Raw genomic sequence first — 24,718 nt, 5'->3', positions numbered from 1 at the left:
GGCAGAATAACTCCTGCAGAAGTTACACAGATTGGCCTCAAGAACGGTTTTTTTTAATCCGAGCTCACAGATGCAGCGAAGTTTTTTGGTAAAAAACCCGGTTTGGGCCTGCTAATCCAAGATTTACGCAGATTTCCCTCAGAAACCGGGTTTTTTAACCCAGGAGCACAGATGGAGTCAAGTTTTTGGCTAAAAAACCGGGTTTTTGCTTAAGTATTGTAATCCCTGCTTCGGCAAAAGTAGATTTATCAAAAAAAATTGATTGTCTTCATAATTTCCTCATATTTTTTAGATAAAGTTTACTCCAAGCTCTGGATCTAAAGGTCGATCGCACTCTCAGCACCATTCCACTGCCAAAGAGTGAATCTGTTGTCAGGAGAGTTCAGGAAAGTGACGGTATTTTCGATTAACGGGTGCAACAGAACAACAACCTTAATAAGTCAGGATATAGGCCCTGCATACCAAACAAACCGGGGGTTCTCGCCGGAACAAACGGGGTTTCTTCGCCAAACCTCTCAATGTTGGCAGGATTACTCAATGCTACAAAAATTAATAACTGAAGATGTGATTCGTGCTATAGAATAACACAAAAAAAATAAGTCTGTCCTTTTGTCAAGATCCAAACTCACAATTGCCACTAACAGGCAAAGCCAAGTCTCAGTAAGTTTTTGAAAGAGTGTGGAGATTTTTTAAATGTCTGATCGGCTATCTTATAAAGGTAACAACCAGATTCTGTGCTATTACGCAAATGTTACCAACCTAGTTCAGGTTGTTCGGATTGGGAACATTCCTAATTGGTACTTTGAAAGAGTGATGTTTCCGGGACAGCGACTGATGTTTGAAGCTGCTGCAGAAGCAGTTTTAGAAATTCACACTGGTACGGTGGCAAGTGCTATTTTATCCGACAAGATTCCCTGCTACGTGCTGCGGGTTATAGAAGAGGTAAGTTCTGAGTTCGAGCTGGTGATGACCGAAGAACGATGGGCGGTATTAGCCGGTTAAAATTCATGAGAAATCAGACGAAAACGAGAAGGATCACAAAAATATTAGTTAACGAGTCTTTGGGGACAGGGAAAATGCAGAAAAATCTTGTCAATATTACCTTGGCTGTAGTCACAGAGGAAGTAGAAATTATCTTGGAGTCTTATCCGAAGCACCCATACCAACAAGCTTTTTCGCCTTCGGGATTGCGACAAGATTTAATTGCTTATGTGCTCAGCCGAGTTCCTAATAGATATACTGCGATCGACTCCGGCGAGTCTTTGTCAAACCAAACAGTTCAGGTTCGCTGTTCTTCAGAACAGTTGCTGCACATAGAAAATTTGATTCATACTGGCATTCGCGACGTGCTGCACAGCTATCAGAAGATAGATTACCCCCTACCTGAAGAAGTTAAATTCGATTCGAGAGTTGCTAGTTGGTTTTGATAGTTTATTGTCATTGAGGGAGACGCCGAGATTCTCGGCACTCTCGGTTTCTCAGTTGGGCGAGGTGAAATTGTGTACTGACGGAAAGCATCCAGGATACCCGCCACGTGATTCATCCGTCCAGAAATAAAAAACCTGTATCCGATAAAGGCGCCCCCGAATTTATCCGTGGGCTCAATGCTTAAATCTAAAATCTAAAATCTAAAATCTAAAATCGATTGACTTGATGGTTCAAGACTTTTGGTAATCGCCACAGCCGTCGCAGGGGCCATTGGGATTGACAGCGCAGCGCAGAATTTCCGATCGAGCATTAAAGCGACAGCTAGCATCTCCAATAACCCAGATGCCGCTTACAAAAGTTCTTTCCGTCGGCGGTGTGGCCGACTGCACGTACAGGGCAATTTTTTGCAGTTGGTAGCGGCCGGATTTGAGTTGATAGCGGTGGTGGCGTTCCAAAACAGCGTAGGTTTGTCCCTCTAAATCTACATAGTTCCCCGGTTGTGGCGTCCAATCGAGCCGCAGGCTACCTAAATATTGGCGGGGGTGAGAGAGAATCACCTCTACGGGTAAAGTATTTTGTTCCATGTGGCGGTGCGTTGGCGAACTGAACTAAAGGGGCAAATAGTTGACTCAACCTACATCTTGTTCATCTAGAAAGATAAGTTTTTATAGATAGAGTAATTTAGGTTTAGGCGCTCAACTTAACTATAGAACCTTTGGCGATCGGGGAATAGGCGACTTATCTTGGGATAGCCGACTCCCTCCACTACGTTGGGCCCAACAGGCTAGGAAATAAACTTCAACTCGCTTGAGGTAACTCAAGTGAAGTTCGATTAGGTTTGATAAAGCAGTACACGCTGATGGTATCGCAACTCGCAGGTTCGATCGATACGCGGTTGAGATTCCTGAACAGATTTTAACTGTTTGCAGGACTTGGGGTGCTTGGGGTGCGTTTGTACTGAGGACTTCACAACTAACTACAAACCAAACCGAATTTTTGGCAATCAAAATTCCCAAAAATATGCCATTCCTTCCATGATTCCCCAAGCGGAAGCAGAACCGGCTAAATAATGATTTTCAGTGCCGCATTCGCGATGCCATTCTAAGAGTTCTGATAGAGCATTAGCGACGATTACTCCCCGGAAATCCTGCTCAAACATACTGATATCATTGCCCGAATCACCGCAAACTAATGTTGCTTCAGATGGAATTTGTAGGCGCTTTTGTAAATAAGTAAGGGCATTGCCTTTATTGCTAGTTTGTGGTAAAATATCTACATTACTATTGCTGCTAAAAATGATTTGAGCTGGCAGTCCCGATTCAGTTAACTTTTGCTGCAAAGCCTTGATTGTCGAGCTATTTTCTGCTGCTGGTTCCAGAGTATAACTGATTTTCCAAGGATTTTGTTCTTTTACGGATTGGGGTTTAAGTTGGGAAAACTGCTGTGCTAAAGAGGCGATCGCCATTTTATCCCAGCCTTGAGAAAGATATTCCGCCCAATCTAAATCGAGGATTCCGTCTTGGTAAATTTCGCTGCCTACACCTGCGATCGAATAGTCGGGTGATAGCAGTTGCTTTTGGGCAATTAATTCGCAAGTTGAAGCATAAGAACGCCCGGTAGCGTAAACCAAACAAATTTGCGATCGCACAGGTTGCAAGCGCTGGTTGAAAACTTGAGTTGCTTCGTCATCTCCGACTAGCGTGTTGTCTAAATCTGTAACTAATAAAAACTTCATTTGGGGAATTAGTCAGGAGTCAGTAGTCTGTAGTCATCAGTCATTAGTGATTGGAAATCGATCGCTTCCTAAAAGAATTTTAACTATTTATAAGAATTTGTTAAACCAACTACATTTATAAGCAAGCTTATCGTTTAAGATGGGCCAGATTTAATTTTCAACAAGTGGTGTGAGTGGTATGGTGAATAATTCAACCTCCGTTAAAGCTTTTTGGCTGTCTTTCTTGATTTCTGGTGCGGCAGTGCCTTTGGGGCCGATCTCCGCAACAGCTCAAATTCAGGATACCTCAACTCCAGAAGTTGCGCTAGAAGATAGTGCTCTCCCTAGGGCTACCCCAGACGCAGCGCTGGCAGCAGGTAAGATTGAGATACCGCAGTTAGCGGCGATTACCGCAGAGACTAACTCCGCAGTCGATCGCCCTTTACCCGAAACAGATGCAGCATGGGTGAATCGCGCTTTACCCGAAACAGATGCAGCATGGGTGAATCGCGCTTTACCCCAAACAGATATAGCAACAGTCGATCGTGCTTTACCCAAACAAGATATAGCAATTGTCGATCGTGCTTTACCCGAAACAGATGTAAAAGTCGATCGTGCAACAACAACCCCAGAAATAACGGAGGCAATTGGCGAATTGCCCCCACAGGAGTTAGAAATTGCAAACTCTCCTCAGTCTCAAAACGTTGCTGAAGCCAGCAAAGTTGACGACATCAGCAGCGAGACGGGCAGCGCTGATGACCTCAGCATACAAGAAGACGCAGCACAAGTCACTTCTGTTTCCCAACTCTCCGACGTGCGGCCGACAGATTGGGCTTTTCAAGCCTTGCAATCCCTAGTAGAAAGATACGGCTGCATTGCGGGATATCCAGACGGCACATTCCGAGGCAATCGGGCAATGACTCGCTACGAATTTGCCGCCGGATTAAACGCTTGCTTGGATCAAATCACCAAACAAATTGGCGGTTCTACTGGTAATTTAGTCAAGCGAGAAGATTTACTTGCTTTGCAAAGATTGCAAGAAGAATTTGCAGCAGAATTAGCTACATTGCGCGGTCGAGTAGATGCTTTAGAAGCCCGCACTGCCGAATTGGAGGCCAACCAATTTTCCACGACAACTAAACTAAACGGATTTGCTTGGTTTAACCTGACTGGAGCTTTTGCGGGCGATCGAGTCCGAGTTGAAGCAATAGATGGAAATGCTGCTCCGCTCGATCGAGTAGCCGGACGCGATCCAGTCACCAACAGACCAATTGTGCAGAGAGTGGACGATGATCCAGAAATCACTTTCAGTCAGTTAGTTTGGTTAACTCTCACTACTTCCTTTACAGGGAAAGACGAATTGATTACACAGCTAGCTGTAGGTAACGGCAATTCCCCCGCCAACCAGTATACTTCAACGGGTTTTTTCAATACATTCGGCACTCCTTTTCTCGATCAAACTGCCGGAGCAAATCCCAATGAAGTTATCCTGCGGGAACTTTCCTATCGGTTCCCGCTTACCAACAGCTTGCAAGTAGTAGTCGGGCCGCGGATTAATTTTTACCGCTACTTTGACAACAATAAATTTAACTTTTTCGTAGACGGTGCGAGCAGCTTTAATTCTAACAACAGCCCTTTGTTAAGCGCTACCAGACGCGGTGCCGGTGCTTTGGCTTTGTGGGATATCGGCCGCGCATTGAAACTGCGTTTTGGTTACTTGGGCGAGAGTACAGAATTTTTGCCAACTTCCGTGTTTAATTCGGCTTCCAATCCGTCTCAAGGCTTGTTTGACGGGACAAATACGACTACAGCAGAATTAACATTCAGTCCGAGCGATCGGACTAATTTGCGCTTTTTGTACAGCCGTTCAAACATCCAGCAAATCGGCGGCTTAATTGGATCTCCTAACAGCAAGCCGTTAAACGGTGTGGCAGATGACGGTTTTGGTGGTCGGCTGGGGAATGCGACTGCGAATACTTATAGTTTCAATTTCGATTGGTCAGTCACTCGCGGTTTTGGTCTTTTCGGCCGTTACGGCTACGCCGAAACCAACATATTTCCCAAGACTAACCGACCCGACGGCACGATCAAAAATCAATCTTATCAGTTAGGAGTTGCATTTCCCGATTTGTTTAAAGAAGGAGCTTTGCTTACGGTGTCATATTTAGTACCTTTTGACTTTACTGGCGGTCGGAGGTTTCTGGTTTCTGGCGGGGGGAATGGCGGCACGCAGTACGAAATTGAGGCAACTTATTATTTTCCTCTCACCGACCATGTTTCGATCGTACCAGCATTTTATGCGATCGGCAATCCCAACAATTTCGATAACAACCCGACAATTTTTGTGGGCAATTTGCGGACGCAGTTTAGTTTTTAAGTAAGTTAGGGCTGACTTGAACATAATTATATAGCAATCCTCAATGAGTCGTAAATTTTTTACCCCACCCCAACCCTCCCCGAACCCGCGGAGAGGAAGTAAGAAATTCACGAATGATGCGAGGATTGCTATATCCTGATTAGCGTCGTCCTGATGTCAACGAATTGGAATTTCGATGATAAATTCAGTGCCTTTACCGGGTTCCGAGTGACACTGCAATTTGCCGTTGTGTTTTTCAACGACAATTTGGTGCGAAATTGATAAACCCAAACCTGTGCCTTTACCTACGGGTTTTGTGGTAAAAAATGGGTCAAACAAACGCACAATATGATCTTCGGGAATGCCCAAGCCATTGTCTTTAATCCGAATTAAAATGCTCTTATCATCAATTGTTTCTGTTTGAATGGTAATAGTAGGAAAGATAGTATTTCCGGTGTTTTTTGCTTGGCTGCAGCTTTCTTCCAAGGCGTCGATCGCATTTGCCAATACATTCATAAATACCTGATTTAACAGTCCGGGATGACAGTTTATTTGCGGCAGTTCTCCGTATTCTTTAATAACTTTAATGCCCTGCCAGTTGGGTTTGGCTTTCAGCCGGCTGTTTAACATTAACAAGGTACTTTCTAAACCTTCGTGAATGTCGGCAGTTTTGATTTTTGCTTCGTCCGCCCGCGAGAAATTTCGGAGAGTTTGAATAATTTCTACAATGCGCTCGCATCCGGTCTGCATTGAATTGAGCAATTTGGGCAGGTCTTTTGCTAGAAATTCTAAGTCTATATCTTCGGCTTGTTGCTGAATTTTTGTAGGGGAATTTGGGTACTCTTCTTGATAGACTTGCACGATTTCTAATAAGTCTAGAACGTAGCCTCGGACGTGGCAGAGGTTGCCGGCGACAAAGCCAACTGGGTTGTTAATTTCGTGGGCAATTCCTGCTAGCACTTGTCCGAGGGAAGACATTTTTTCGGTTTGTACTAACTGCATTTGAGTTTGCTGCAAGTCGCGCAAAGCTGTTTGCAATTCTTGGGATTTTTGCCGATCGCGCGAGGCGGCGGCGGCCCGTTCTTCCTCAACTCCGATCGCCGCGGCAATAATTCCGATCAGCTTGCAGTCGGCTTCTGTGGGCGCGATCGACTCAGTGTAGAGAACGCACATCGCACCCACATAATTGTCGCCCAGGCGCACTGCTTGTCCCAGATAGCTTCGCAGTTGGTAGCGGATGACAGCGGGATCGATTTGGGCGTAGATCGTGTTCTGCAAGTCAGGAATGGCAACAGCCCGATCGCTTCCTTTGCTGCATACATCAGTGCAGATGTGGCCCTCGGCGCGATCGACCAGCGGGTAGTCCGGCGGCGCTTGCCAAGTCGCGATCGCTTGCAGCAGTCCGCCACCGACGTGGCTGTAGATGGCGCAGTTTCCGCCCAAAAGCTCGCCGGCTAAGGATGTCAGGCGCTGGATGTTCTCAGCGGCGTCGGTGGTGAATCCCAAAAAGCACTCGTTGATTTTGCTGAGGCGGTACTCTGCTTGCCTGCGCGCCGTCATGTCGCGGGAGTTGATCACAATTCCTTTCACAGCGGGGTCTGCTAGCAAGTTGATGCCCACACCTTCGAGAAAACACCAAGAACCGTCAGCGCGCCGGAACCGACCTTCTAGGGCGATGGGAACGCCTGGATTTGCGATCAGTTTTTCGCCGTCGGAAATCACCGAGGCAATGTCGTCAGGGTGGATCGAATCGAGAGCAATTTGACGATCGAGTTCAAGGGGTTCGTAGCCCAAAACTCTTTCTACAGAAGGGCTTTCGTAAACAATGCGACCGCTAGCATCGAGAATAGTAATGATGTCGGAACTGTTGAGAATCAGCGATCGCCACTTAGCCTCATTTTGGAACAAAGCTGACTCGGCTTGTTTGCGATCGGTAATATCCTCTACCATTTGCAAAATAAACTGCGGCGTTCCCTGACTGCTGTCGATGACAGAGGCGCTGAGGCGTCCCCACCTGATGCTGCCGTCTTGGCGGAGGTAGCGCTTCTCGATTTGGTAAGCTTCGCGGGTGCCCGCGACTAACTGTTGGCGCAACTCGCGCGAAACTTGTGCGTCTTCCGGGTGCGCGCAGTCGTCGAGGCCGAGACCCCGCAGTTGAGCTTCCGAGATCCCCAGCATAGCTTGAAATGCCGGATTAGTGGCGATCGCAACACCTTCGAGGGTAGCGACTACCATGCCGATCGCAGCGCGTTCAAAAATTGCCCGAAACCGCTGTTCGCTGTCGCGCAAAGCTGCATCCGCTGCCACTTCCTGCGTGATGTCGCGCCCCGCCACTGCCAAACCTTTGCGCGAACCGTCGGGGTTGAACAGCGGCACTTTTCGCACTTCAAACAAATTGCTGCCGCCTGTGGGCAAGGGGACAATTTGGCGGCGGTCGGTAAGAGTGCCTGCTTGCCAGGTGGTTTCGTCGGTTTCCTGCCAAGTTAGGAGGATTTCTCTGACTCTCGGATCGGCGGCGGCAGCGAGTTCGGCAGTAGTTTTGCCCTGGTAGTCTGAGGTTTCCCAGCCCAAAAGTTGGAGGGCGCAGTCGTTGGCAATCAGCCAGCGCCCCTCGCTGTCTGTGAGGTTGATGGCGTCGGGCACGGCGTCGATCGCGGTTTTCAGCCAGTATTCTCGATCGCGCAGGGCTGCTTCGGCTTGTTTGCGATCGGCAATTTCGGCGACGGTTCCTTCGTAGTAAAGGAGTTCGCCATCTTCGTCGCGAACTTCGCGCACGTTTTCCGAGATCCAGGTAGTGCTGCCGTCTTGGCGGCGGACGCAGGACTCAAACTCTTTCAGGGAGCCGTTTTTGCTGATTTCTGCCATGAACGAATCGCGGCGGGTGCGATCGGTGTAAATGTTTTTTGCCGAACATTTTGCGATCAATTCAGACGGCGAATCGTAGCCGTACATTCGGGCGAGTGCCTGGTTGGCGCTGAGGTAGCGCCCGTCTGGGGCGGTTTGAAATATGCCTTCGGTGGCGTTTTCAAAGATGCTGCGGTATTTTGCCTCGGCTTGTTTGAGGGCTTCTTCTGCTTGGAAGCGATCGGTGATATCAGATTGAACGCCGATGAAGTGGGTAACGAGCCCGCTGCTGTCGCGCACCGGCGAGATGGTGAGTTCGTTCCAGAAGGCGGTGCCGTCTTTGCGGTAGTTTTTCAGAACTACTTTGCAGTCGTGTTGTTCTTTCATGGCCGCGCGGATGCGATCGACGGCCGCGCGATCGGTATCTGGGCCTTGCAGGAAGCGGCAATTCTGCCCGATTATTTCGCTGCGATTGTAGCCTGTAATCCGCTCGAAAGCACCGTTGCAGTAAACTATAGGCTTGTCCGGCCGGGTAGCGTCCGCGATCGCGATGCCGTTGCTGGTAGCTGCCAGGGCGCGATCGTACAGCCGAAATACTTCTTCTATTAAATTCGGTGTGCCGCCAGTACGAGTCGGCGATAGCGTTTCAGAAGGAATGCTTATATCGATCTGCATAAGTTTCTATAAATTGAGTTTATTGTAGATACCGACTGCCAGCACACCCTAAAGTTTAACAGAATTTCCCTGTTTTCCGAAGGCAGAAGTTAGAAGGCTATCATGCAGAATTTTGGCGCTAAATTCTACCTAAAGAAAATCTGGCTTCCCTCGTTTTTTTTCCTTCTGCCTTCTGCCTTGTGCCTTCTACCTTCACAGGAATCCTAGTTGTTAATTTATAATAGTTGTTCCCACCATAACTCTATCTCTGGTATAGTTTACTTGGCAGAGTTTGGGCGGCTTACAAGTTCGGTCATTTATTTTTTAGCTTAAATAAAAATACATCGTCCGGCTATCGTAAAAAAAATAATTAAATACTTTATAGTTAAATGATTCAAACTATTCTCTCAAACAAACAGAGGAAAAATTAATTTTGAACGAACACAGCAAGTTCTGAAATATCGTCGATCGCGAAAGTCGGTTCTAGGGCGAGACACTGAGCGCGATCGCCATATCCGTAAGCCGCCCAACAAACATCTATCCCAGCATTTTTAGCAAACAGCAAATCAATCGCTGTATCGCCAACCATTAAAATTTGACTGTTATCCAACTCCGGGAACAGCGGTTTAATAATCGAGTGAAAAACAGTCGGATTGGGTTTCGGAATTATTTGTCCGTTATCACCTAATATCAAATCAAAAAAACTGTGAATGCTCAAATTTTTTAGTAATAAATTAACAAAAGTAACCTGTTTGTTGCTGAAAACTCCCAGGCTCAATCCCGACTGACGCGCCAACTGCAACACTTGCTTTGTCCCGGTAAATAACTCTACCTGCTTTTCACCTTCCGTCCGATAATAAGAGCGGTAAGTTTCAACCCATTCAGGAATTGCGCTTTCCTCGATCGCCGGATGGAGGATTTTAAAACTATTTGGTAAATTGATGCCGATCGTACCTATAATAGTATCAGCAGCAGGCGGGGTAATATTGTAAGTCTCAAAAGTTTTGGTAAAGCAAAATACAATAGCTTTGTGGGTAATTGCCAAAGTGCCGTCGAAGTCGAAAATAATTAAGTTGTACTGACTCATATTATTTAAAATATTCTATCTAGCAATCGGAGGTTTGCCACGATATAATAGCATAATTAATCTCTCATTCACCAATTATAAGTATAATTTTTCAACATTCAAGAGGTCAACATGAGTGTCACCGAAAAACCCGAACTTCTAGTAACAGATTTTACCGATTTTCCAGATCACACTCAATTACCCGACTCCGACGGTGCTTTTGTGAAAAACTTTCAAGAACTCCCTCAAAGCATCCTGTTAACAACATCTGTTCGCCCCATTTTAGACCAACTTCATCCCGACGGACAATACTGCATCGGTCAATATTCCGGTATTTATCAGGGCGTAGAACGGCCTTGGATGCGCTGGTGGGATGCTGAGGGGAATTTGCTGCTGGCTGCTGATGAACGGGTTGAACAAGCGGAATTGGCAGTCGAACAAGCGCAGTCAGAAGCAGAACAAGAGCGGCAAAAGCGAATAGAAGCCGAGCAGCGAATTCAAGCCTTAGAAGCGCGTTTGCGAGAGTTAGAAGGAGGTTAATAGGTAGCCAGAAACCGGGTTTTTCCGCCAAAATATTCGCAAAAAATCATCAATCTCCCAAAAACCCGGTTTCTTTGAACTTACGCAGCGGTGACGAGAAACCGGGTTTTTTCGCCAAAGTATTCGATTCAAACCTTCAATCTAGCCAAAAACCCGGTTTCTTGATTGGCACCTACCAGCCTCAAAAACAAGATCGACATCGGTTCTAATCCAGAAGCTGCTTGTATTATTTGATAAGTATTTTGTAGCTTTGTGTAGAATCTATGGCACTAATTGTTCAGAAATATGGCGGAACCTCGGTTGGTACAGTCGATCGCATTTTGGAAGTAGCCAGACGAGTAGTAAAAACAGCACAGCTCGGCAACTCTCTGGTTGTCGTACTTTCAGCGATGGGCAAAACCACCGACGGTTTAGTTAAACTCGCCAAGGAAATTTCCCCAAATCCCAACAAGCGGGAAATGGATATGTTGCTTTCCACTGGGGAACAAGTCTCGATCGCACTTTTAAGCATGGCATTGCAGGAAATGGGACAGCCCGCCATTTCCCTCACCGGCGCCCAAGTCGGCATTGTCACCGAAGCCGCCCACACCCGCGCCCGAATTTTGCGAATCGATCCGAATCGGCTTGAAAGCCAGTTAAAAAGCGGTAAAGTCGTTGTGGTTGCCGGTTTCCAAGGCATCGCCGATGCCGGAGAATTGGAAATTACCACCTTGGGCCGTGGCGGTTCCGACACAACAGCAGTAGCCTTGGCTGCTGCGCTGCGGGCCGACAGGTGCGAAATTTATACCGACGTGCCCGGAATTCTGACTACAGATCCGCGCTTGGTTGCCGACGCGCAATTGATGGACGAAATCACTTGCGACGAAATGCTGGAATTGGCGAGTTTGGGTGCAAAAGTCCTCCACCCGCGCGCGGTAGAAATTGCGAAGAATTACGGCGTGCCGCTGGTAGTGCTTTCTAGCTGGAGTGACGCCCCCGGTACCCGTGTAGTGTCCCCACCCCCGCAACCCCGGCCTTTGGAGGGCTTGGAGCTCGCAAAAGCCGTCGATGCGGTGGAATTTGACTTAGATCAGGCAGGGGTGTCGCTGCTGCGTTTGCCCGATCGCCCCGGCGTAGCAGCGCGGTTGTTTGGTGCGATCGCCCAACAAAACCTCGATGTAGACTTAATTATCCAGTCAATTCATGAAGGAAATACTAACGATATTGCCTTCACAGTGACGCGAAAATCTCTGCAACAAGCCACCGCCGTTGCAGATGCAATTATTCCCACCCTCGGCAAGAATTCTCGCCCAGAATTGGGAGAACCGGAAGTGAAAGCAGAAGAGCGGCCCATAGCTAAAGTTAGCATTGCGGGTGCGGGAATGATCGGTCGTCCGAGGGTAGCGGCGCAGATGTTTAAGACTTTAGCGGATGCGGGAATTAACATTCAAATGATTTCTACATCCGAGGTTAAAGTTAGTTGTGCGATCGATGCTGAAGATTGCGATCGGGCCGTTGCCGAACTCTGCAAAACATTTGATGTCGCCAACTCCCCTGTTGGGCTGCATTCATCATCCCACAAACCGCCCGCAGTCCGCGCCGTTGCGTTGGATCTCAATCAAGCGCGTCTAGCAATTCGCCAATTGCCCGATCGACCCGGAGTAGCAGCAAAACTGTTCGGACTTTTAGCCGAGGAAAATATCAGCGTAGACACAATCATTCAGTCGCAGCGCTGTCACAATATCGACGGCATATTAACTCGCGACATTGCATTTACCGTAGCACAAATCGACGCCGAAGCTGCTAAAATAGTCCTCGAAAAAGCCGCCCCAGAATTCGGATGGGGCGAAGTAGCAGTCGATACACAAATTGCCAAAGTTAGCGTTGTCGGTTCCGGGATGGTAGCGCATCCGGGAGTAGCGGCAAAAATGTTTGAAGCGCTTTCCCGCCAGCAAATCAACATTCAAATGATTGCAACTTCGGAGATTAAAATTAGCTGCGTTGTGGATGAAGGACAAGGCGTAACTGCTTTGAAGGCAATTCACGCAGCCTTTGAACTTGCCGGCACCGAAAGAATCCAAGTTCCAGCTTAAGACAAGTAGGGAAAGGGCACTGCCGTGTCCTTACAAATATCGCGGTTTTCGGTAGGGAAACGGCACTGCCGTGTCCTTGCAAATATCGCGGACACAGCAGTGCTGTATCCCTACAAATATATTCGGATTTGGACACGGCACTGCTGTGTCCTTGCAAATATTGATCGAGAGTCAACGATCGCAGTTTTGAGTACAAATTTCACAGCATGAGGCTGTGTTAGGATTAAATTGGCGATCGCCTAAAAGGGATTGAATTTTATGACTGTAGCGAAAGAACAGATTACTGAGAGCAGTAGCAATAGCGGTTTATTGAATTTCCGAATCACTGTTGAACGTCTGATCGAACTTTTAGATTTAGAACAAGAGGATGAGTACGGGATTTTGAGACCAACTGAGTATGCTTTCAGAACAGCGATGAAATTGATTGTAGAAACCTATGATATTTTGGGTGATAATTTTCCAAAAGCCTCAACAGGTACAGATGACAGAGGCAGTATTACACTAGATTGGACAAGCTTAGAACCAGAGCGTACAGTTCGCCTATTTTGTCCATGCAGTGCGGAGCAACCAGTTGACATTTATCACCATGCAAACAATGAAAATGCGGTCGAAAATATAGCTTCATCATCAACATTAGTTTACTGGTTGCAGTGGTTTAACAAAATATGATAGAACCATCTTCAGGGAGTGCGTCAGAGTTTGAAACATTACCGGATCGTACACTTGTTTACCGAGCTCTCCGAAAAGGATGGATAGATCGGGATAGATCGATCGTCAAATCGGACGCCTACTATTTGCGCCAACGTATAAACGAACAGGGTATTTCTGTCAATTTTTCCCTAGAGCAATCTTTGAGTGCATTGAGAAATTGTGAAGGAGTTGCTAGCCTGGATTTAGGGAAAATTCGAGAACTAGGTCTAAATGTAGTACGTGACTCTTCATCTCATGGGAGTATTATAGGCTTGCCCTATCGTGAAGATAACCGTCCAAGGGCTGATGAGCTTGCACTTTTGTTAGCAAGACGGTCTCGAATTGTATGGGAATCTTCCTCAAGTTAATATCAGCAATTTAAAAGGACAAGCTGTATATATTCTTCAGTTTTTCTTTGTGGTTCATTTGGCTCATTTGACAATAAATTTTGACTTAATATTTCTTGCGCTATCGCCTCCACAACCGGCACACAAACCGAATTCCCAATTTGCTTGTAACTTTCCCCCGCACTCGGATAAGTTTTAAAATCTTCAGGAAAACCCATAAGACGGTAACATTCCTTCAGCGTCAACTTTCTCACCATATCTTGCTCAGGAATGTAGATAAAAAACCTGCCCGATGTTTCTTGCGAAGGAATTGTCGGATGCACTCCATCTACCGAATAAATGCGATTAGGCTGTCTGTGAACTCTCGATAAATGTTCTGTATTCGGCCTCACGCCAGTTTTCCAAGTACCTTTATTTCTGTAACCTACAAATAAAAGTCCCGAATCTTGCTTTCTCGGAGACTCAATTAGAGTATACTCGGATTTATCCAATATTTCAAAATCTCCTGTCTCGTCTAGAAATTCCCTGATTTTTGGAGTCAACTGGATTTTAAGCCGAGAAAAATTGAATGGTTTACCTTGAGTTGCAATAATAAATATTCTTTCACGATGTTGAGCAATTCCAAAGTCTTTAGCATTCAGCATTTTGTAATTCACGCTGTATCCCAAATCTTCAAGACTGGCAATAATTACTTTTAAGGTATTTCCCTTGTCATGATGGATTAAGTGCTTGACATTTTCGAGAACAACTACTTGAGGTTGCTTAATTTTGATAATTTTACAAATCTCAAAAAATAGCGTGCCTCTAGTATCTTCAAAACCTAGCTTTTTGCCACAGATACTAAAAGGTTGGCACGGAAACCCGGCGACTAAAACATCAAAGTCTTCTAACTCAACGGGATTAATTTTACTGATATCTCCAAAAGGAACCTCACCGAAGTTCTCCGTGTAAACTTGTCGGCATTTGCTGTTAATTTCGCAGGAAAAAACGCATTCAAAGCCCATTTTTTCAAAACCTTGTCTGAAACCTCCAATTCCTGAAAATAAATCTATAAATTTCATTTATAATTCAATACTAAATCTTACTAAAGCCAATCCTAACATATTTTGTTTCTCTCTCTTCTTTCACTCTGCGTTCTCTGCGTTCTCTGCGGTTCATTCTATCAAGTTCCACAAGTCTTGTGACAGTCCTCAATCTTATACCACTCATTAAAAGTCGCAGCAGCCACCGCCGGACACGGCAATGCCCTGTCCCCACAGATATCGGATAGAATGTCGATCGCCCGAAAATTTCCCCCGCATTCAACCAACCAATGTCCCAAACTTGTCCCACAGCCGACTAAACTAGAAATAGCAAAAAAAATATAGCTATTCTTTACTTCCTTTCACCAACCATGAGTCAAACATTGGAAAACCTCACCGCAATCGATGACAAGCTATCCAAACGCCACATCGACCTCGATCCAGGCGGCTACTTCATCATCTATCTCGATCGCGAAACCAGCTTAATTTGTGCCAAACATTTCACCAACATCATCGACGATCGAGGCCTCGCCGTCGATCCCGAAACCGGCAAACCCATCCCCGCCCGCGGCAAAGTAGAACGCACTCAGTCCACACTTTTTACCGGCAGAACCGCCAAAGAACTTTGTGTCAAAATTCTAGAAGAAACCCGCCCCAACCCGGTGACAATGTTAGATCACGCGGCTTATCTGGGACGGGAATTTGTACGGGCAGAAATTGCATTGTTGAGCGATCGAGAATACGTTCAAGATTAGTGCAGCCCTGCCATATTTTCTTGACAAAATGGCAACCGATCGGATGCAAGCAGCACCCGATCACGAAAAACCTTGATACCAGAAATAAGTCACCATCGGAATCACTGTCGCCAACACCAACAGCACAACCACAACAACTGTGGCATTGCCTTGATCTGTTTCTTCAGCTTTTTTAAACGTGCCTTCAACTTGAATGTTGTCAACAACTTCAGGAGGGCCCGGATCGGGTTCGCCCGACAAAACAGTTGCAATGCGCGTACTTGCAGCCGCAAATGCCTCGTTGTATTTATTCGCTTCCCGCAGTGGCACTTGCACAGTTTCCCCGGCCACACTCTGGGCAATTTCATCGGTTAGCAGGGATTTCACCCCTTCCCCCGTCCGAATTGCCGCGCTGTTGGTAACAGTGTCCAGAACGAGTAAAATTTGATTAGTCTGGTCTTCTTTTGCGGGAAACCACTGTTCAAACAGTTGGTCGGTGAAAGTGGCAGCCGTTTCACCGTAGTCTAAGCGGTGGATGGTGACAAATCGGACTTGTTTCCCTGTTTTGTTTTCCAGGTTGTCGAGCACGCTGCTGATATTGCTTTCGCTACTGCGGCTGAGCACGTCGCCTTTGTCGAACACCCAAGTTCGATCGCCCGCCGACAACACCGGTATTTCGTAAACGCCAGTCGCCAATGCCGGCAATACCGCCATCTGGGATGCGATTAGGGCGATCGCGATCGTCGCCGCCAAAGGTTGGAGATATTTTCTCCAGTTAAATAATTGCTTCAGGAGTCTAGTCATGAGGTTAACCGTAAAACTGACTTTTTTCCAAAAATACTATAGAAACCCCCGTAAAATTCATTTTATGCAGGGCAATATTTACAATTAGCTAGCCAGTGGAACTCCCCGCCCGATTATTTTAGGATTCTAACTATGGAACCAGCAGACACTTATAAAGGTTGGATTATTCAATCCCAGAAAGTCTTCTACGTCGAGGTTTGGGATAGCCGCGGCAACCGCCACGTCGCCGTCCAAAATGCCAAGACAGAGGAGGAAGCTTTGGAATTGGCCAAAAAGTGGATAGACAAATATGAGTCAAAACCCGGAAGAATGCCGATCGACGTACCCCATCCTTTCGGAGACATGATCGATATGCCATTTTGACTCAGTTGACTGTTGACTGTTAACTGTTAACTGTTACATTACAGCTTGTAGGGTGCGTCAGATAGAGAAAACCTCTTCTAATCGAGAAATTATTGGAACTGACGCACCCAAAGACTATGCCAGTTGCGTCCAGGACTGCATTTGTCATGAGATACAATTATGAAATTCCTCGCAATTTCCGCGTATTTTCTACTAAACTCCGAGCAAATTCGTCGAACCTTTCAGACAGTTTTTCATCCAACAATTTACCATCAGGACTAAAAGCTTTCCAAGCTTGTCCGATCGCAATTTGTTCGGGAATTACCCAAGCGTGCACCCATCTCAAAATCACGCGCAAATCGTTGAGTGCGTTGCTGTTAACTTGCCCTCCCAAAACGCTAATCCCACCCGCAACTTTCCCGTCCAAATGCTCAAAACTCATCAAATCCAGGGCATTCTTGAGAGCATCGCTGACGCTACCGTGATACTCCGGCGTTGCCAAAATCAAGCCGTCGGCTTGCTTAACTGCATTCTGCAGCTTTTCCACATCCGGGTAATCGAGATAATCATTCTCACCCTTGCAGAATGGCAGATTGAGCGATCGCAAATCCCATATTTCAACTTCCGCGCCCAAAGCCTGCGCCCGTTCTGCTGCCACCTTCAACGCTAACTGGCTGTAGGAGCCAGCCCGCAAACTTCCACCAATGCCGACAATTTTTACCATAAAGCTTAAAAACAATAACTGCTTGAGTAAAACGTACTCATTACGAGTATGATTAACATAGCAAGTTCGATCGGCAACTGTCAATCGATTTGAGATTTTCGATTTGAGATTTTAGATTTACCGACGGAACCCAGAAACCGGGTTTTTTGAGCAAAATCCTGGGTTATAGCCCGCAGATTAGGTAAAAAACCCGGTTTCTTGAGCAGCCGTGGGTAAGTTCAGTAGAGAGGCCCAGAAACCGGGTTTTTTGAGCAAAATCCATCGATTTGAGATTTGAGATTTGAGATTTGAGATTTACGGAGGGAGCCGAGAAACCGGGTTTTTTGAGCAAAATCCTGGGTTATAGCCCGCAAATTAGGTAAAAAACCCGGTTTCTTGAGCAGCCGTGGGTAAGTTCAGTGGAGGGAGCCGAGAAACCGGGTTTTTTGAGCAAAATCCTGGGTTATAGCCCGCAGATTAGGTAAAAAACCCGGTTTCTCGAGCAGCCGTGGATTCAAAACCCCCCTCAAGAGCAGGGCGGTTTCATTCTCACGAAAATCAGGCTTTTGTAGGGGCGGTGCGACCCCTAGTCCCCGTGCCCGCCCCCACCCACAGACCATTGCACAGGCGTTTGGGACATGGGGGCAACCACGGGGGATTGCCCCTACCGAGAATGAAACCGCCCCCCTCTTGAGGGGTTTCTTAAGATGCCCGCGAGAGATAAACCCATCCAACACCCGCCCTCTTGTTAAAATAAATGAACGTAGCAAACCACAAGCGGTCAATCTTGGCAGTCTTCAACCTTGGGCAAAGCAATATGAAAAATTCTTGGAAACACGCATGGCTGGGGCATCTAGCTGTAAACAAAGACAAGTCGAGCCAGAATCCTAAAAAATCAATTCCAGGACGGAATCTTTGGCGCATCCTGGGCAGTTTGGTGATTTCTCAAGGAATATTGCTCTCGACCCCGGTGTTTGCCGAGAGTGCGCCAAACACCATGAGTTACAGCCAACTCATCGACAACATAGAAAAAGGGCAAGTCAGTAAAATCGAAGTAGACGAAACTCAAAGAACTGCCAAGGTTAGGCTAAAAAATCAAAAAAGCGATCAAACCCAATCAGTTAGTCTGTTCGACTACAACAACCGAGAACTGTACTCGCAAATCCGCGCCAAAAAGATTGACTTTGAAGTCAAACAAACAGCAGATAACGCAGCGGCAGTCAGTTTAGTAATAAACTTGCTAGTGATTTTTGCAGTGTTGGCAGTGCTGATGGCAATCCTGCGCCGATCGACCCAATCTCAAGGAAATGCCATGAACTTCGGCAAATCCAGAGCCCGTTTCCAAATGGAAGCCAAAACCGGCGTGATGTTCGACGACGTAGCAGGCATCGAAGAAGCTAAAGAAGAACTGCAAGAAGTCGTAACCTTCCTCAAAAAACCCGAACGCTTCAACGCCATCGGCGCCAAAATTCCCAGAGGAGTTCTGTTAATCGGGCCTCCCGGAACCGGCAAAACAATGCTGGCCAAAGCCATCGCAGGCGAAGCAGCCGTCCCCTTCTTCAGCATCTCCGGTTCCGAATTTGTCGAAATGTTTGTCGGAGTTGGCGCCTCCCGCGTCCGCGACTTGTTCCGCAAAGCTAAAGAAAATTCGCCCTGCATCGTCTTCATCGACGAAATAGACGCCGTAGGAAGGCAGCGGGGCGCTGGTATCGGCGGCGGCAACGACGAACGCGAACAAACTCTCAATCAGTTGCTGACAGAAATGGACGGCTTTGAGGGTAACAGCGGTGTGATTGTGATTGCAGCTACTAACCGCCCCGACGTGCTCGATACCGCCCTGCTGCGACCCGGCAGGTTCGATCGACAAGTAACGGTAGATTTACCCAGTTACAAAGGGCGTTTGGGGATTTTGCAAGTTCACGCGCGCAACAAAAAACTCGACCCAGAAGTTGCCCTAGACACGATCGCCCGCCGCACTCCCGGCTTTTCCGGCGCTGACTTGGCAAACTTGCTCAACGAAGCAGCAATTCTCACTGCGAGGCGTCGCAAAGACACGATTACTAACTTAGAAGTTCACGACGCGATCGACCGGATCACGATCGGGCTGACGCTCAACCCGCTGCTCGACAGCAAGAAAAAGTGGATGACAGCATACCACGAAGTCGGACACGCCCTAGTCGCGACCATGCTCAAAAATGCCGACCCCGTGGAAAAAGTAACGATTATTCCCCGTTCCGGTGGCATCGAAGGCTTTACTAGCTTTGTGCTCGACGACGAAATGCTCGACAGCGAAGGTTTGAGGAGTCGGGCTTTGCTGTTAAACCGAATTAAAGTAGCTTTGGGGGGACGGGCGGCGGAGGCCGAAATTTATGGCGATGCTGAAATCGACACCGGTGCCGGTAGCGATCTCAGAAAAGTTAGCAGTCTCGCCAGGGAGATGGTAACGCTTTACGGAATGTCGGATTTGGGGCCTGTGGCTTTGGAAAGTCCGAACAATGAGGTGTTTTTGGGTCAAAGCTGGAATTCGCGATCGGAGTATTCCGAAGAAATGGCAATCAAGATCGATCGCCAAGTCCGGGAAATTGCCTTTGAGTGCTACGAAGAAGCTCGCCGAATTATCCGCGAAAATCGGGATTTGGTAGACAAACTTGTCGAAGCGCTGTTGGATGAAGAAACGATCGACGGCGACGAATTCCGGCAAATTGTCGCTCGCTACACCGAGGTAAACAAAAAAGAGTTGGCACCAACATAAAGAGTCATTAGTCATTAGTTATTCAAGTTTGTAGTGATGACTTTATTCCTCATTCTCGAAAAAATCAGGACTTTACTCATTACTACAAACCCCAAAAATGACTACTAACTAATCACTAATGACTAATGACTAATGACTACTAACTAATGACTAATTAAGATTGTTGCGCGTACATTTCCCGGAGAACCAAAGCCGGGTCAACCCAGCGGCCGCCGTACTTCAATCCCCAGTGCAAGTGAGGCCCACTCGTGCGGCCGGTCATCCCAACTCTGGCAATTCTCGCACCCGCAGGCACTGTTTGACCTTGCCAAATTTGCAAAGTACCTTCGCGATCGGTATAATAACGCCCGCCGTTAGCCGTTAGCACTCGGCCTCTGAGGTGACAGTAGATGTGTTCCCAATTTCCCGATCGCACGATCATACCAGTGCCGCATCGGCCATCTTCCCAAACTTCCACAATTTGCCCGCCCCACCAATTGCGGATATAGCTGCCTTCCGGGGCGGCCAAGTCCAAACCGTAATGAAAATCCCCGCCACGGGGGCCGAAGGGGGAAGTGTAGGTTTCAAAGTTTTCGACTGGAAAAGAAGCTTCTTGCCACAAATTACCCGTCGCTACTCTGGTTGGTAAGCCTGACTGAGCTTTGACCACCTGCTGCTGCAAATAAGGGCTAATCAACACAATGCCGATCGAAAGTGCCAGCAGCAGCATCTGTCTGAGACGAAAAAAGCGTTTTGCCGTCAGCGGGCCTCTAGAGTCTTGCAGGATTTTTTTCACGGCTCAAAGTTAAATGTGTGTGGGAGTTTGCGTTGTCTGTTAGCCTCACATCTTGCACCCTTGTCAATAAAGCTTTCAGGGGCGGGCTTTCCGGCCGAGCCCACAAAAAAATCATCCTTTGTGGAACGGGCCGGAAAGCCCGTTTGTGAGAAGGGTGCAAAATGTAAGTTATGCCAATTCGCTGCAAGATTGGCTTTGAGCTCTACCCGCGATCGCGAATCAGTTTATCAACAACGTGTATCTTACTCCATCCAAAACCCGTGTCAAGGCTTCCGGGTAAATGCCCAGGGGAGATAAAAAAAAGTTGGCAGACTAATTCGTGCTGCGGTTGAATCCGATCGAGCTTTTGCTTGACACTATAGTTAGTTAGTTCCGGGATTTTGGATGTCATCCAAAATCTCAAATTCATAACACATCAAGCAATGCTTACTGAAATTTTTCCCTTTAGTTTTGCCATAGACGCAACTGCGATCGCCGGTGCGTCCTTGTGGTCTTTGGCCCTGTACTGGGGCCTGTCGCCCCTCACAGAATGGGTAATCCTGCAACTCAACCGCTGGATGAATTTTGCTGAGAGATCCCTCTACACCTCGGAAGCCGAGTTTGAAAGAACCCGCCAAGCCAGAGAAGCCCAAAATGCGTTTTACGCTTCGCTGTTGAGCATTGTGCCCTTTTTGATTGTGGGCGGATTGTGCAATTGGGGCGTAGAATTTTCTCTGGGTACTGGTTGGGCGGTATCTATGGGTACGATCGCCTGTATTGGTGGCGGCGTGTACGAGCTCGGCCGCCGAGACGGCGAGGAGTCTTAGGGGATTTTGGATTTTGGATTTTGGATTTTGGATTGCTCAAGATATTTGGAGATTTACCATTCTCTAGAATTGATCGTAATCCCAAATCCAAAACTCCAAGTCTCAAATAACTTTGACATTATAATGTTAATGGATTTGTGACAGATATTTTTTTTGATGAACCGCAGAGGGCGCAGAGGACACAGAGAAAGAGCAGAAAAGAGAAAGGAATAGAAGAGAATAGATGGTGTTCATATTTCTTCTAAGGCTTGCTATACAGGTAATCAAACAGAATTAGCCATGTATTTTAACCGTAATTTGACTCAGGATGTTTGCCTAACAGCCGCAGTTGGCGTTCAGTAGCGGTAGCGATTATTTCGGGGTTAAACTGCCACGGCCAAGGCGAAAATTTCTGCGCGATGTTGCGGTGGGAATAATGCACTTGCAGTAAGTAGCGAGTTCCATCTGTTGTCGTATTTCTGCCGCCGGAGTGCCAAATTTCACTGCGGAAAAACAGCACATCTCCTGCTTTGCACAAAACTGGTTCTGGGGAGTGTCCGTTCCAAGTTTCTTCCCCGCGTTCTGGTTTTCGACCAGATTTGTGACTACCAGGAATAATGTAGGTAGGACAGAGGTCTTCTGCGATGTCGCTGAGATAGAAATGGGCTGTACAAATCCATACTGGTAGTTGAAAAGTGCGTTCCTCTTCGAGGGCTCCGCTAACGGCAAACACGCTTTCGGGCAGGGGTACAAACACCTGATCGACGTGGACGCGCCAACCATCATAACCGGGCCCGCTTTTCCACGCAGTCATGCCGATAATATGGCAATCGCTGCCCATTAATGCTTCGGCTAATTCAATTATACCCGGTCGATCGGCATAGGAAAGCCACAGGCGATCGCGATTAAAAACGCACTTAAAATGCTGGTTCAATTCACTCCAACTGCTACCATCGAGTCCGAAGGGTTGCAGGCGATCGAGTGCTTCCTTTGTTTGCGCCACTTCCGACGGACTGAGTACACCAGGCATCAGCGCAAAACCATCTTCGCGCACCGCTTCTACCGCCCCTGCTGTGTCGAAAAGATCACAAGTCTTTTGCCGATAGCTGAAAACTTCGCTTAACGTGCTTGCGTTCATACTTAAAAAAGTAAAATTATTAACTGTTATTAAATTAACACTTATTCTGCTCGATACTTGCATATTATGAAACCAGCCACCCGGTTTCTTGGTACATCAGGACTTACACAAAATTTAATTATTTAGGGCAGGCACTGCTCACATTACGTCTGATTTGGGGATAAATTAAATGAAAGACCAACAAGAACCAACATCATTAAATCAAGCCCGCGCTGCCTTCCAAAAAATCTGGGGATACGACGACTTTCGACCACCCCAAGGAGAAATCGTCGGTAGTTTATTAGCCGGAAAAGATACACTTATAATTATGCCGACAGGTGGCGGCAAATCCATCTGCTTTCAACTGCCAGCTTTGTTACAAACAGGTTTAACTTTGGTAGTTTCGCCGTTAGTCGCACTGATGGAAAACCAAGTACAAGAATTGCGCGATCGCAATTTACCCGCTTCCCTCCTCCACAGTCAATTGCCAACAGCGCAGCGCCGACAAACTATGCAATCGCTGCAACAAAACAAATTAAGATTGCTGTACCTGTCTCCCGAAACATTACTCAGCAAACCTGTTTGGGAAATTATCAGTCAGCCACACATCCAAATCAACGGTTTAATATTAGATGAAGCTCACTGTTTAGTGCAGTGGGGCGATACTTTTCGACCAGCTTACCGCCGTTTGGGAACAGTGCGATCGGCTTTGTTGAAAGCTAAACCAGCAAACAGTAAAATTGCGATCGCAGCTTTTACCGCTACCGCCAACCCGGAAGCACAGCAGACAATCAAAAATGTCTTGCAACTGCAAAAACCCGAAGCATTTTTGCTAAGTCCCTACCGTTCTAATCTGCACCTGCAAGTGCAAACAGTCTGGACGCCGAGAGGACGCAAACAGCAGTTATTAAATTTTATTAAATCCCGACCCAAACAAGCAGGTTTAGTCTATGTCCGCACTAGAAAAGATAGCGAAAGCTTGGCGGATTTGTTGGAAGCAGCAGGTTATGAAACAGCAGCATATCATGCAGGTTTGAGTCCAGAATCACGGCGAAAAATCGAAAACGCTTGGCTGAAAAACGAGCTTAAATTCGTGACTTGTACCTCAGCATTCGGGATGGGAATTAACAAGCCCGATGTCCGGTGGGTTGTTCATTATCAAGCACCTTTGCTATTATCGGAATACATTCAGGAAATTGGTAGAGGCGGACGCGACGGCAAATCAGCGATCGCCCTGACATTGATTAGCGAACCTACGGGTTTGCTTTATCCTGAAGATAAACAAAGAAAGGAATTTTTTCAAGATAAATTGCGATCGCAATACCGAGAAGCTCAGCAATTAGCTAAAAAACTGCCTGTTAAAGGCGATATAGAAGCAGTTTCCCGCGAATTTCCCGAAAGTGCGATCGCCCTTTCTATCTTGCACAGTAGCGGACAATTAACATGGCAAGATCCTTTTAATTATGCGATCAATAAATCTCCCCAGCAAAAAGCAGAAAAATCAACTTTTACTGCAGCGGAAGAAATGGCAAAATATCTCAAACATCGCGAGTGCAGGTGGCAATTTTTGCTGCAAGCTTTTGGGTTTGCAAATGAGGCTAAATTTATGCGGTGCGGGCACTGCGATAATTGCCGGTGATTGGAAATTTACCCTGGGTGGGGGCGGGTTTACGAGATTATTAGTTACAGGCGCGTATTGTTGGTGAAACCCGCCCCTACAGGATATGTACTGCATACAAATCGATCGATTTTAAATTAGTGATATCATGTCCGGTTGAGGGGCCGGGATTTTTGTAGGGGCGGGTTCACCAACAATACCTGCCAATAATTGACCATCCCAAAAACCCGCCCCGACCGGGATAGTATGGTTAATCGCTCGGACATGATATGATTACCGATGTGCGATTCGTTTAGCCTAAATGGATAGGTTCTCCTATCCAGGGACGGTTAGCCTGACTCCGCTGCGAGTTAGT

General features: G+C 46.9%; 21 protein-coding genes. 11 read left to right on the top strand and 10 right to left on the bottom strand.

Annotated elements, in window-relative coordinates:
- The first annotated feature begins 693 nt into the window (after positions 1–693).
- Positions 694–1,002, top strand: a complete 309-nt coding sequence (locus QT984_RS24720) for a DUF1830 domain-containing protein (RefSeq protein WP_333052260.1) — start codon at positions 694–696, stop codon at positions 1,000–1,002.
- Between the two features lie 74 nt (positions 1,003–1,076).
- On the top strand, positions 1,077–1,427 hold the full coding sequence (locus QT984_RS24715; protein WP_333052258.1) for a late competence development ComFB family protein: 351 nt from the start codon (positions 1,077–1,079) through the stop codon (positions 1,425–1,427).
- Between the two features lie 231 nt (positions 1,428–1,658).
- Here QT984_RS24715 and QT984_RS24710 read toward each other — a convergent pair whose 3' ends face one another.
- Both QT984_RS24710 and QT984_RS24705 read right to left on the bottom strand, forming a co-directional pair.
- The gene (locus tag QT984_RS24710) at positions 1,659–2,012 is read right to left on the bottom strand and encodes a DUF6464 family protein (RefSeq protein WP_333052256.1); all 354 of its coding nucleotides are present in this window, start codon (positions 2,010–2,012) and stop codon (positions 1,659–1,661) included.
- 419 nt (positions 2,013–2,431) lie between these two features.
- On the bottom strand, positions 2,432–3,163 hold the full coding sequence (locus tag QT984_RS24705) for a sucrose-phosphate phosphatase (RefSeq protein ID WP_333207791.1): 732 nt from the start codon (positions 3,161–3,163) through the stop codon (positions 2,432–2,434).
- Positions 3,164–3,341: 178 nt separating this feature from the next.
- Between QT984_RS24705 and QT984_RS24700 the strand changes: the two genes are divergently transcribed.
- The gene (locus tag QT984_RS24700; protein ID WP_333052252.1) at positions 3,342–5,519 is read left to right on the top strand and encodes an iron uptake porin; all 2,178 of its coding nucleotides are present in this window, start codon (positions 3,342–3,344) and stop codon (positions 5,517–5,519) included.
- 156 nt (positions 5,520–5,675) lie between these two features.
- On the opposite strand, the gene QT984_RS24695 is transcribed toward QT984_RS24700, so the two are convergent.
- Together QT984_RS24695 and QT984_RS24690 are read right to left on the bottom strand one after the other, a co-directional pair.
- On the bottom strand, positions 5,676–9,017 hold the full coding sequence (locus tag QT984_RS24695) for a PAS domain S-box protein (protein WP_333052249.1): 3,342 nt from the start codon (positions 9,015–9,017) through the stop codon (positions 5,676–5,678).
- A 406-nt stretch (positions 9,018–9,423) separates the two neighbouring features.
- Entirely contained in the window at positions 9,424–10,083 is a 660-nt protein-coding gene (locus QT984_RS24690) for an HAD family hydrolase (RefSeq protein ID WP_333052247.1), read from the bottom strand.
- A gap of 111 nt (positions 10,084–10,194) precedes the next feature.
- Here QT984_RS24690 and QT984_RS24685 point away from each other — a divergent pair, with 111 nt between their 5' ends.
- From QT984_RS24685 to QT984_RS24675, 3 genes are all read left to right on the top strand, one after another.
- Positions 10,195–10,602, top strand: coding sequence for a hypothetical protein (locus QT984_RS24685; protein WP_333052244.1), 408 nt, complete (start codon positions 10,195–10,197; stop codon positions 10,600–10,602).
- A gap of 263 nt (positions 10,603–10,865) precedes the next feature.
- Positions 10,866–12,674 (top strand): aspartate kinase, encoded by a 1,809-nt coding sequence (locus QT984_RS24680; RefSeq protein WP_333052242.1) that lies wholly within the window; start codon positions 10,866–10,868, stop codon positions 12,672–12,674.
- A 258-nt stretch (positions 12,675–12,932) separates the two neighbouring features.
- Positions 12,933–13,343 carry a hypothetical protein gene (locus tag QT984_RS24675; protein ID WP_333052239.1) on the top strand — a complete coding sequence of 137 codons (411 nt, stop codon included), beginning with the start codon at positions 12,933–12,935 and terminating at the stop codon, positions 13,341–13,343.
- Positions 13,344–13,734: 391 nt separating this feature from the next.
- Here the strand turns inward: QT984_RS24675 and dcm are convergent, their stop codons facing one another.
- Positions 13,735–14,772: a DNA (cytosine-5-)-methyltransferase gene (gene dcm, locus QT984_RS24670; RefSeq protein ID WP_333052235.1), complete on the bottom strand. Its 1,038-nt coding sequence runs from the start codon at positions 14,770–14,772 to the stop codon at positions 13,735–13,737.
- Positions 14,773–15,104: 332 nt separating this feature from the next.
- On the opposite strand from dcm, the gene QT984_RS24665 reads away from it, so the two are divergent.
- The gene (locus QT984_RS24665; protein WP_333052232.1) at positions 15,105–15,488 is read left to right on the top strand and encodes a DUF4346 domain-containing protein; all 384 of its coding nucleotides are present in this window, start codon (positions 15,105–15,107) and stop codon (positions 15,486–15,488) included.
- Positions 15,489–15,548: 60 nt separating this feature from the next.
- On the opposite strand, the gene psb32 is transcribed toward QT984_RS24665, so the two are convergent.
- A complete protein-coding gene (psb32, locus tag QT984_RS24660; protein ID WP_333052230.1) occupies positions 15,549–16,271 on the bottom strand; it encodes a photosystem II repair protein Psb32 in 723 nt (240 codons plus the stop codon).
- 132 nt (positions 16,272–16,403) lie between these two features.
- Here psb32 and QT984_RS24655 point away from each other — a divergent pair, with 132 nt between their 5' ends.
- Positions 16,404–16,634, top strand: coding sequence for a hypothetical protein (locus QT984_RS24655; RefSeq protein WP_006635545.1), 231 nt, complete (start codon positions 16,404–16,406; stop codon positions 16,632–16,634).
- A gap of 157 nt (positions 16,635–16,791) precedes the next feature.
- Here the strand turns inward: QT984_RS24655 and QT984_RS24650 are convergent, their stop codons facing one another.
- The gene (locus QT984_RS24650; RefSeq protein WP_333375174.1) at positions 16,792–17,337 is read right to left on the bottom strand and encodes an NADPH-dependent FMN reductase; all 546 of its coding nucleotides are present in this window, start codon (positions 17,335–17,337) and stop codon (positions 16,792–16,794) included.
- A 796-nt stretch (positions 17,338–18,133) separates the two neighbouring features.
- Here QT984_RS24650 and ftsH point away from each other — a divergent pair.
- On the top strand, positions 18,134–20,068 hold the full coding sequence (ftsH, locus tag QT984_RS24645) for an ATP-dependent zinc metalloprotease FtsH (protein ID WP_333052227.1): 1,935 nt from the start codon (positions 18,134–18,136) through the stop codon (positions 20,066–20,068).
- A 154-nt stretch (positions 20,069–20,222) separates the two neighbouring features.
- On the opposite strand, the gene QT984_RS24640 is transcribed toward ftsH, so the two are convergent.
- The gene (locus tag QT984_RS24640) at positions 20,223–20,777 is read right to left on the bottom strand and encodes a M23 family metallopeptidase (RefSeq protein ID WP_333207798.1); all 555 of its coding nucleotides are present in this window, start codon (positions 20,775–20,777) and stop codon (positions 20,223–20,225) included.
- Positions 20,778–21,045: 268 nt separating this feature from the next.
- Entirely contained in the window at positions 21,046–21,234 is a 189-nt protein-coding gene (locus QT984_RS24635) for a hypothetical protein (protein ID WP_333052221.1), read from the bottom strand.
- Positions 21,235–21,265: 31 nt separating this feature from the next.
- Between QT984_RS24635 and QT984_RS24630 the strand changes: the two genes are divergently transcribed.
- Positions 21,266–21,649 (top strand): hypothetical protein, encoded by a 384-nt coding sequence (locus QT984_RS24630; protein WP_333052219.1) that lies wholly within the window; start codon positions 21,266–21,268, stop codon positions 21,647–21,649.
- 286 nt (positions 21,650–21,935) lie between these two features.
- On the opposite strand, the gene QT984_RS24625 is transcribed toward QT984_RS24630, so the two are convergent.
- On the bottom strand, positions 21,936–22,766 hold the full coding sequence (locus QT984_RS24625; protein ID WP_333052216.1) for a phytanoyl-CoA dioxygenase family protein: 831 nt from the start codon (positions 22,764–22,766) through the stop codon (positions 21,936–21,938).
- A 169-nt stretch (positions 22,767–22,935) separates the two neighbouring features.
- Here QT984_RS24625 and QT984_RS24620 point away from each other — a divergent pair, with 169 nt between their 5' ends.
- Positions 22,936–24,384: a RecQ family ATP-dependent DNA helicase gene (locus QT984_RS24620; RefSeq protein ID WP_333052214.1), complete on the top strand. Its 1,449-nt coding sequence runs from the start codon at positions 22,936–22,938 to the stop codon at positions 24,382–24,384.
- The last annotated feature ends 334 nt before the right edge of the window (positions 24,385–24,718 follow it).

It is taken from the genome of Microcoleus sp. Z1_B2, assembly GCF_036700325.1.
In the GTDB taxonomy this organism is placed as follows: domain Bacteria; phylum Cyanobacteriota; class Cyanobacteriia; order Cyanobacteriales; family Microcoleaceae; genus Microcoleus.
This window is presented reverse-complemented; position numbering and strand designations above follow the sequence as displayed.

Coding starts and splice junctions, on each gene's coding strand:
- QT984_RS24720 (WP_333052260.1), top strand. CDS start 694: ATGTCTGATCGGCTATCTTATAAAGGTAACAACCAGATTCTGTGCTAT.
- QT984_RS24715 (WP_333052258.1), top strand. CDS start 1,077: ATGCAGAAAAATCTTGTCAATATTACCTTGGCTGTAGTCACAGAGGAA.
- QT984_RS24710 (WP_333052256.1), bottom strand. CDS start 2,012: ATGGAACAAAATACTTTACCCGTAGAGGTGATTCTCTCTCACCCCCGC.
- QT984_RS24705 (WP_333207791.1), bottom strand. CDS start 3,163: ATGAAGTTTTTATTAGTTACAGATTTAGACAACACGCTAGTCGGAGAT.
- QT984_RS24700 (WP_333052252.1), top strand. CDS start 3,342: ATGGTGAATAATTCAACCTCCGTTAAAGCTTTTTGGCTGTCTTTCTTG.
- QT984_RS24695 (WP_333052249.1), bottom strand. CDS start 9,017: ATGCAGATCGATATAAGCATTCCTTCTGAAACGCTATCGCCGACTCGT.
- QT984_RS24690 (WP_333052247.1), bottom strand. CDS start 10,083: ATGAGTCAGTACAACTTAATTATTTTCGACTTCGACGGCACTTTGGCA.
- QT984_RS24685 (WP_333052244.1), top strand. CDS start 10,195: ATGAGTGTCACCGAAAAACCCGAACTTCTAGTAACAGATTTTACCGAT.
- QT984_RS24680 (WP_333052242.1), top strand. CDS start 10,866: ATGGCACTAATTGTTCAGAAATATGGCGGAACCTCGGTTGGTACAGTC.
- QT984_RS24675 (WP_333052239.1), top strand. CDS start 12,933: ATGACTGTAGCGAAAGAACAGATTACTGAGAGCAGTAGCAATAGCGGT.
- dcm (WP_333052235.1), bottom strand. CDS start 14,772: ATGAAATTTATAGATTTATTTTCAGGAATTGGAGGTTTCAGACAAGGT.
- QT984_RS24665 (WP_333052232.1), top strand. CDS start 15,105: ATGAGTCAAACATTGGAAAACCTCACCGCAATCGATGACAAGCTATCC.
- psb32 (WP_333052230.1), bottom strand. CDS start 16,271: ATGACTAGACTCCTGAAGCAATTATTTAACTGGAGAAAATATCTCCAA.
- QT984_RS24655 (WP_006635545.1), top strand. CDS start 16,404: ATGGAACCAGCAGACACTTATAAAGGTTGGATTATTCAATCCCAGAAA.
- QT984_RS24650 (WP_333375174.1), bottom strand. CDS start 17,337: ATGGTAAAAATTGTCGGCATTGGTGGAAGTTTGCGGGCTGGCTCCTAC.
- ftsH (WP_333052227.1), top strand. CDS start 18,134: ATGAAAAATTCTTGGAAACACGCATGGCTGGGGCATCTAGCTGTAAAC.
- QT984_RS24640 (WP_333207798.1), bottom strand. CDS start 20,777: ATGCTGCTGCTGGCACTTTCGATCGGCATTGTGTTGATTAGCCCTTAT.
- QT984_RS24635 (WP_333052221.1), bottom strand. CDS start 21,234: ATGACATCCAAAATCCCGGAACTAACTAACTATAGTGTCAAGCAAAAG.
- QT984_RS24630 (WP_333052219.1), top strand. CDS start 21,266: ATGCTTACTGAAATTTTTCCCTTTAGTTTTGCCATAGACGCAACTGCG.
- QT984_RS24625 (WP_333052216.1), bottom strand. CDS start 22,766: ATGAACGCAAGCACGTTAAGCGAAGTTTTCAGCTATCGGCAAAAGACT.
- QT984_RS24620 (WP_333052214.1), top strand. CDS start 22,936: ATGAAAGACCAACAAGAACCAACATCATTAAATCAAGCCCGCGCTGCC.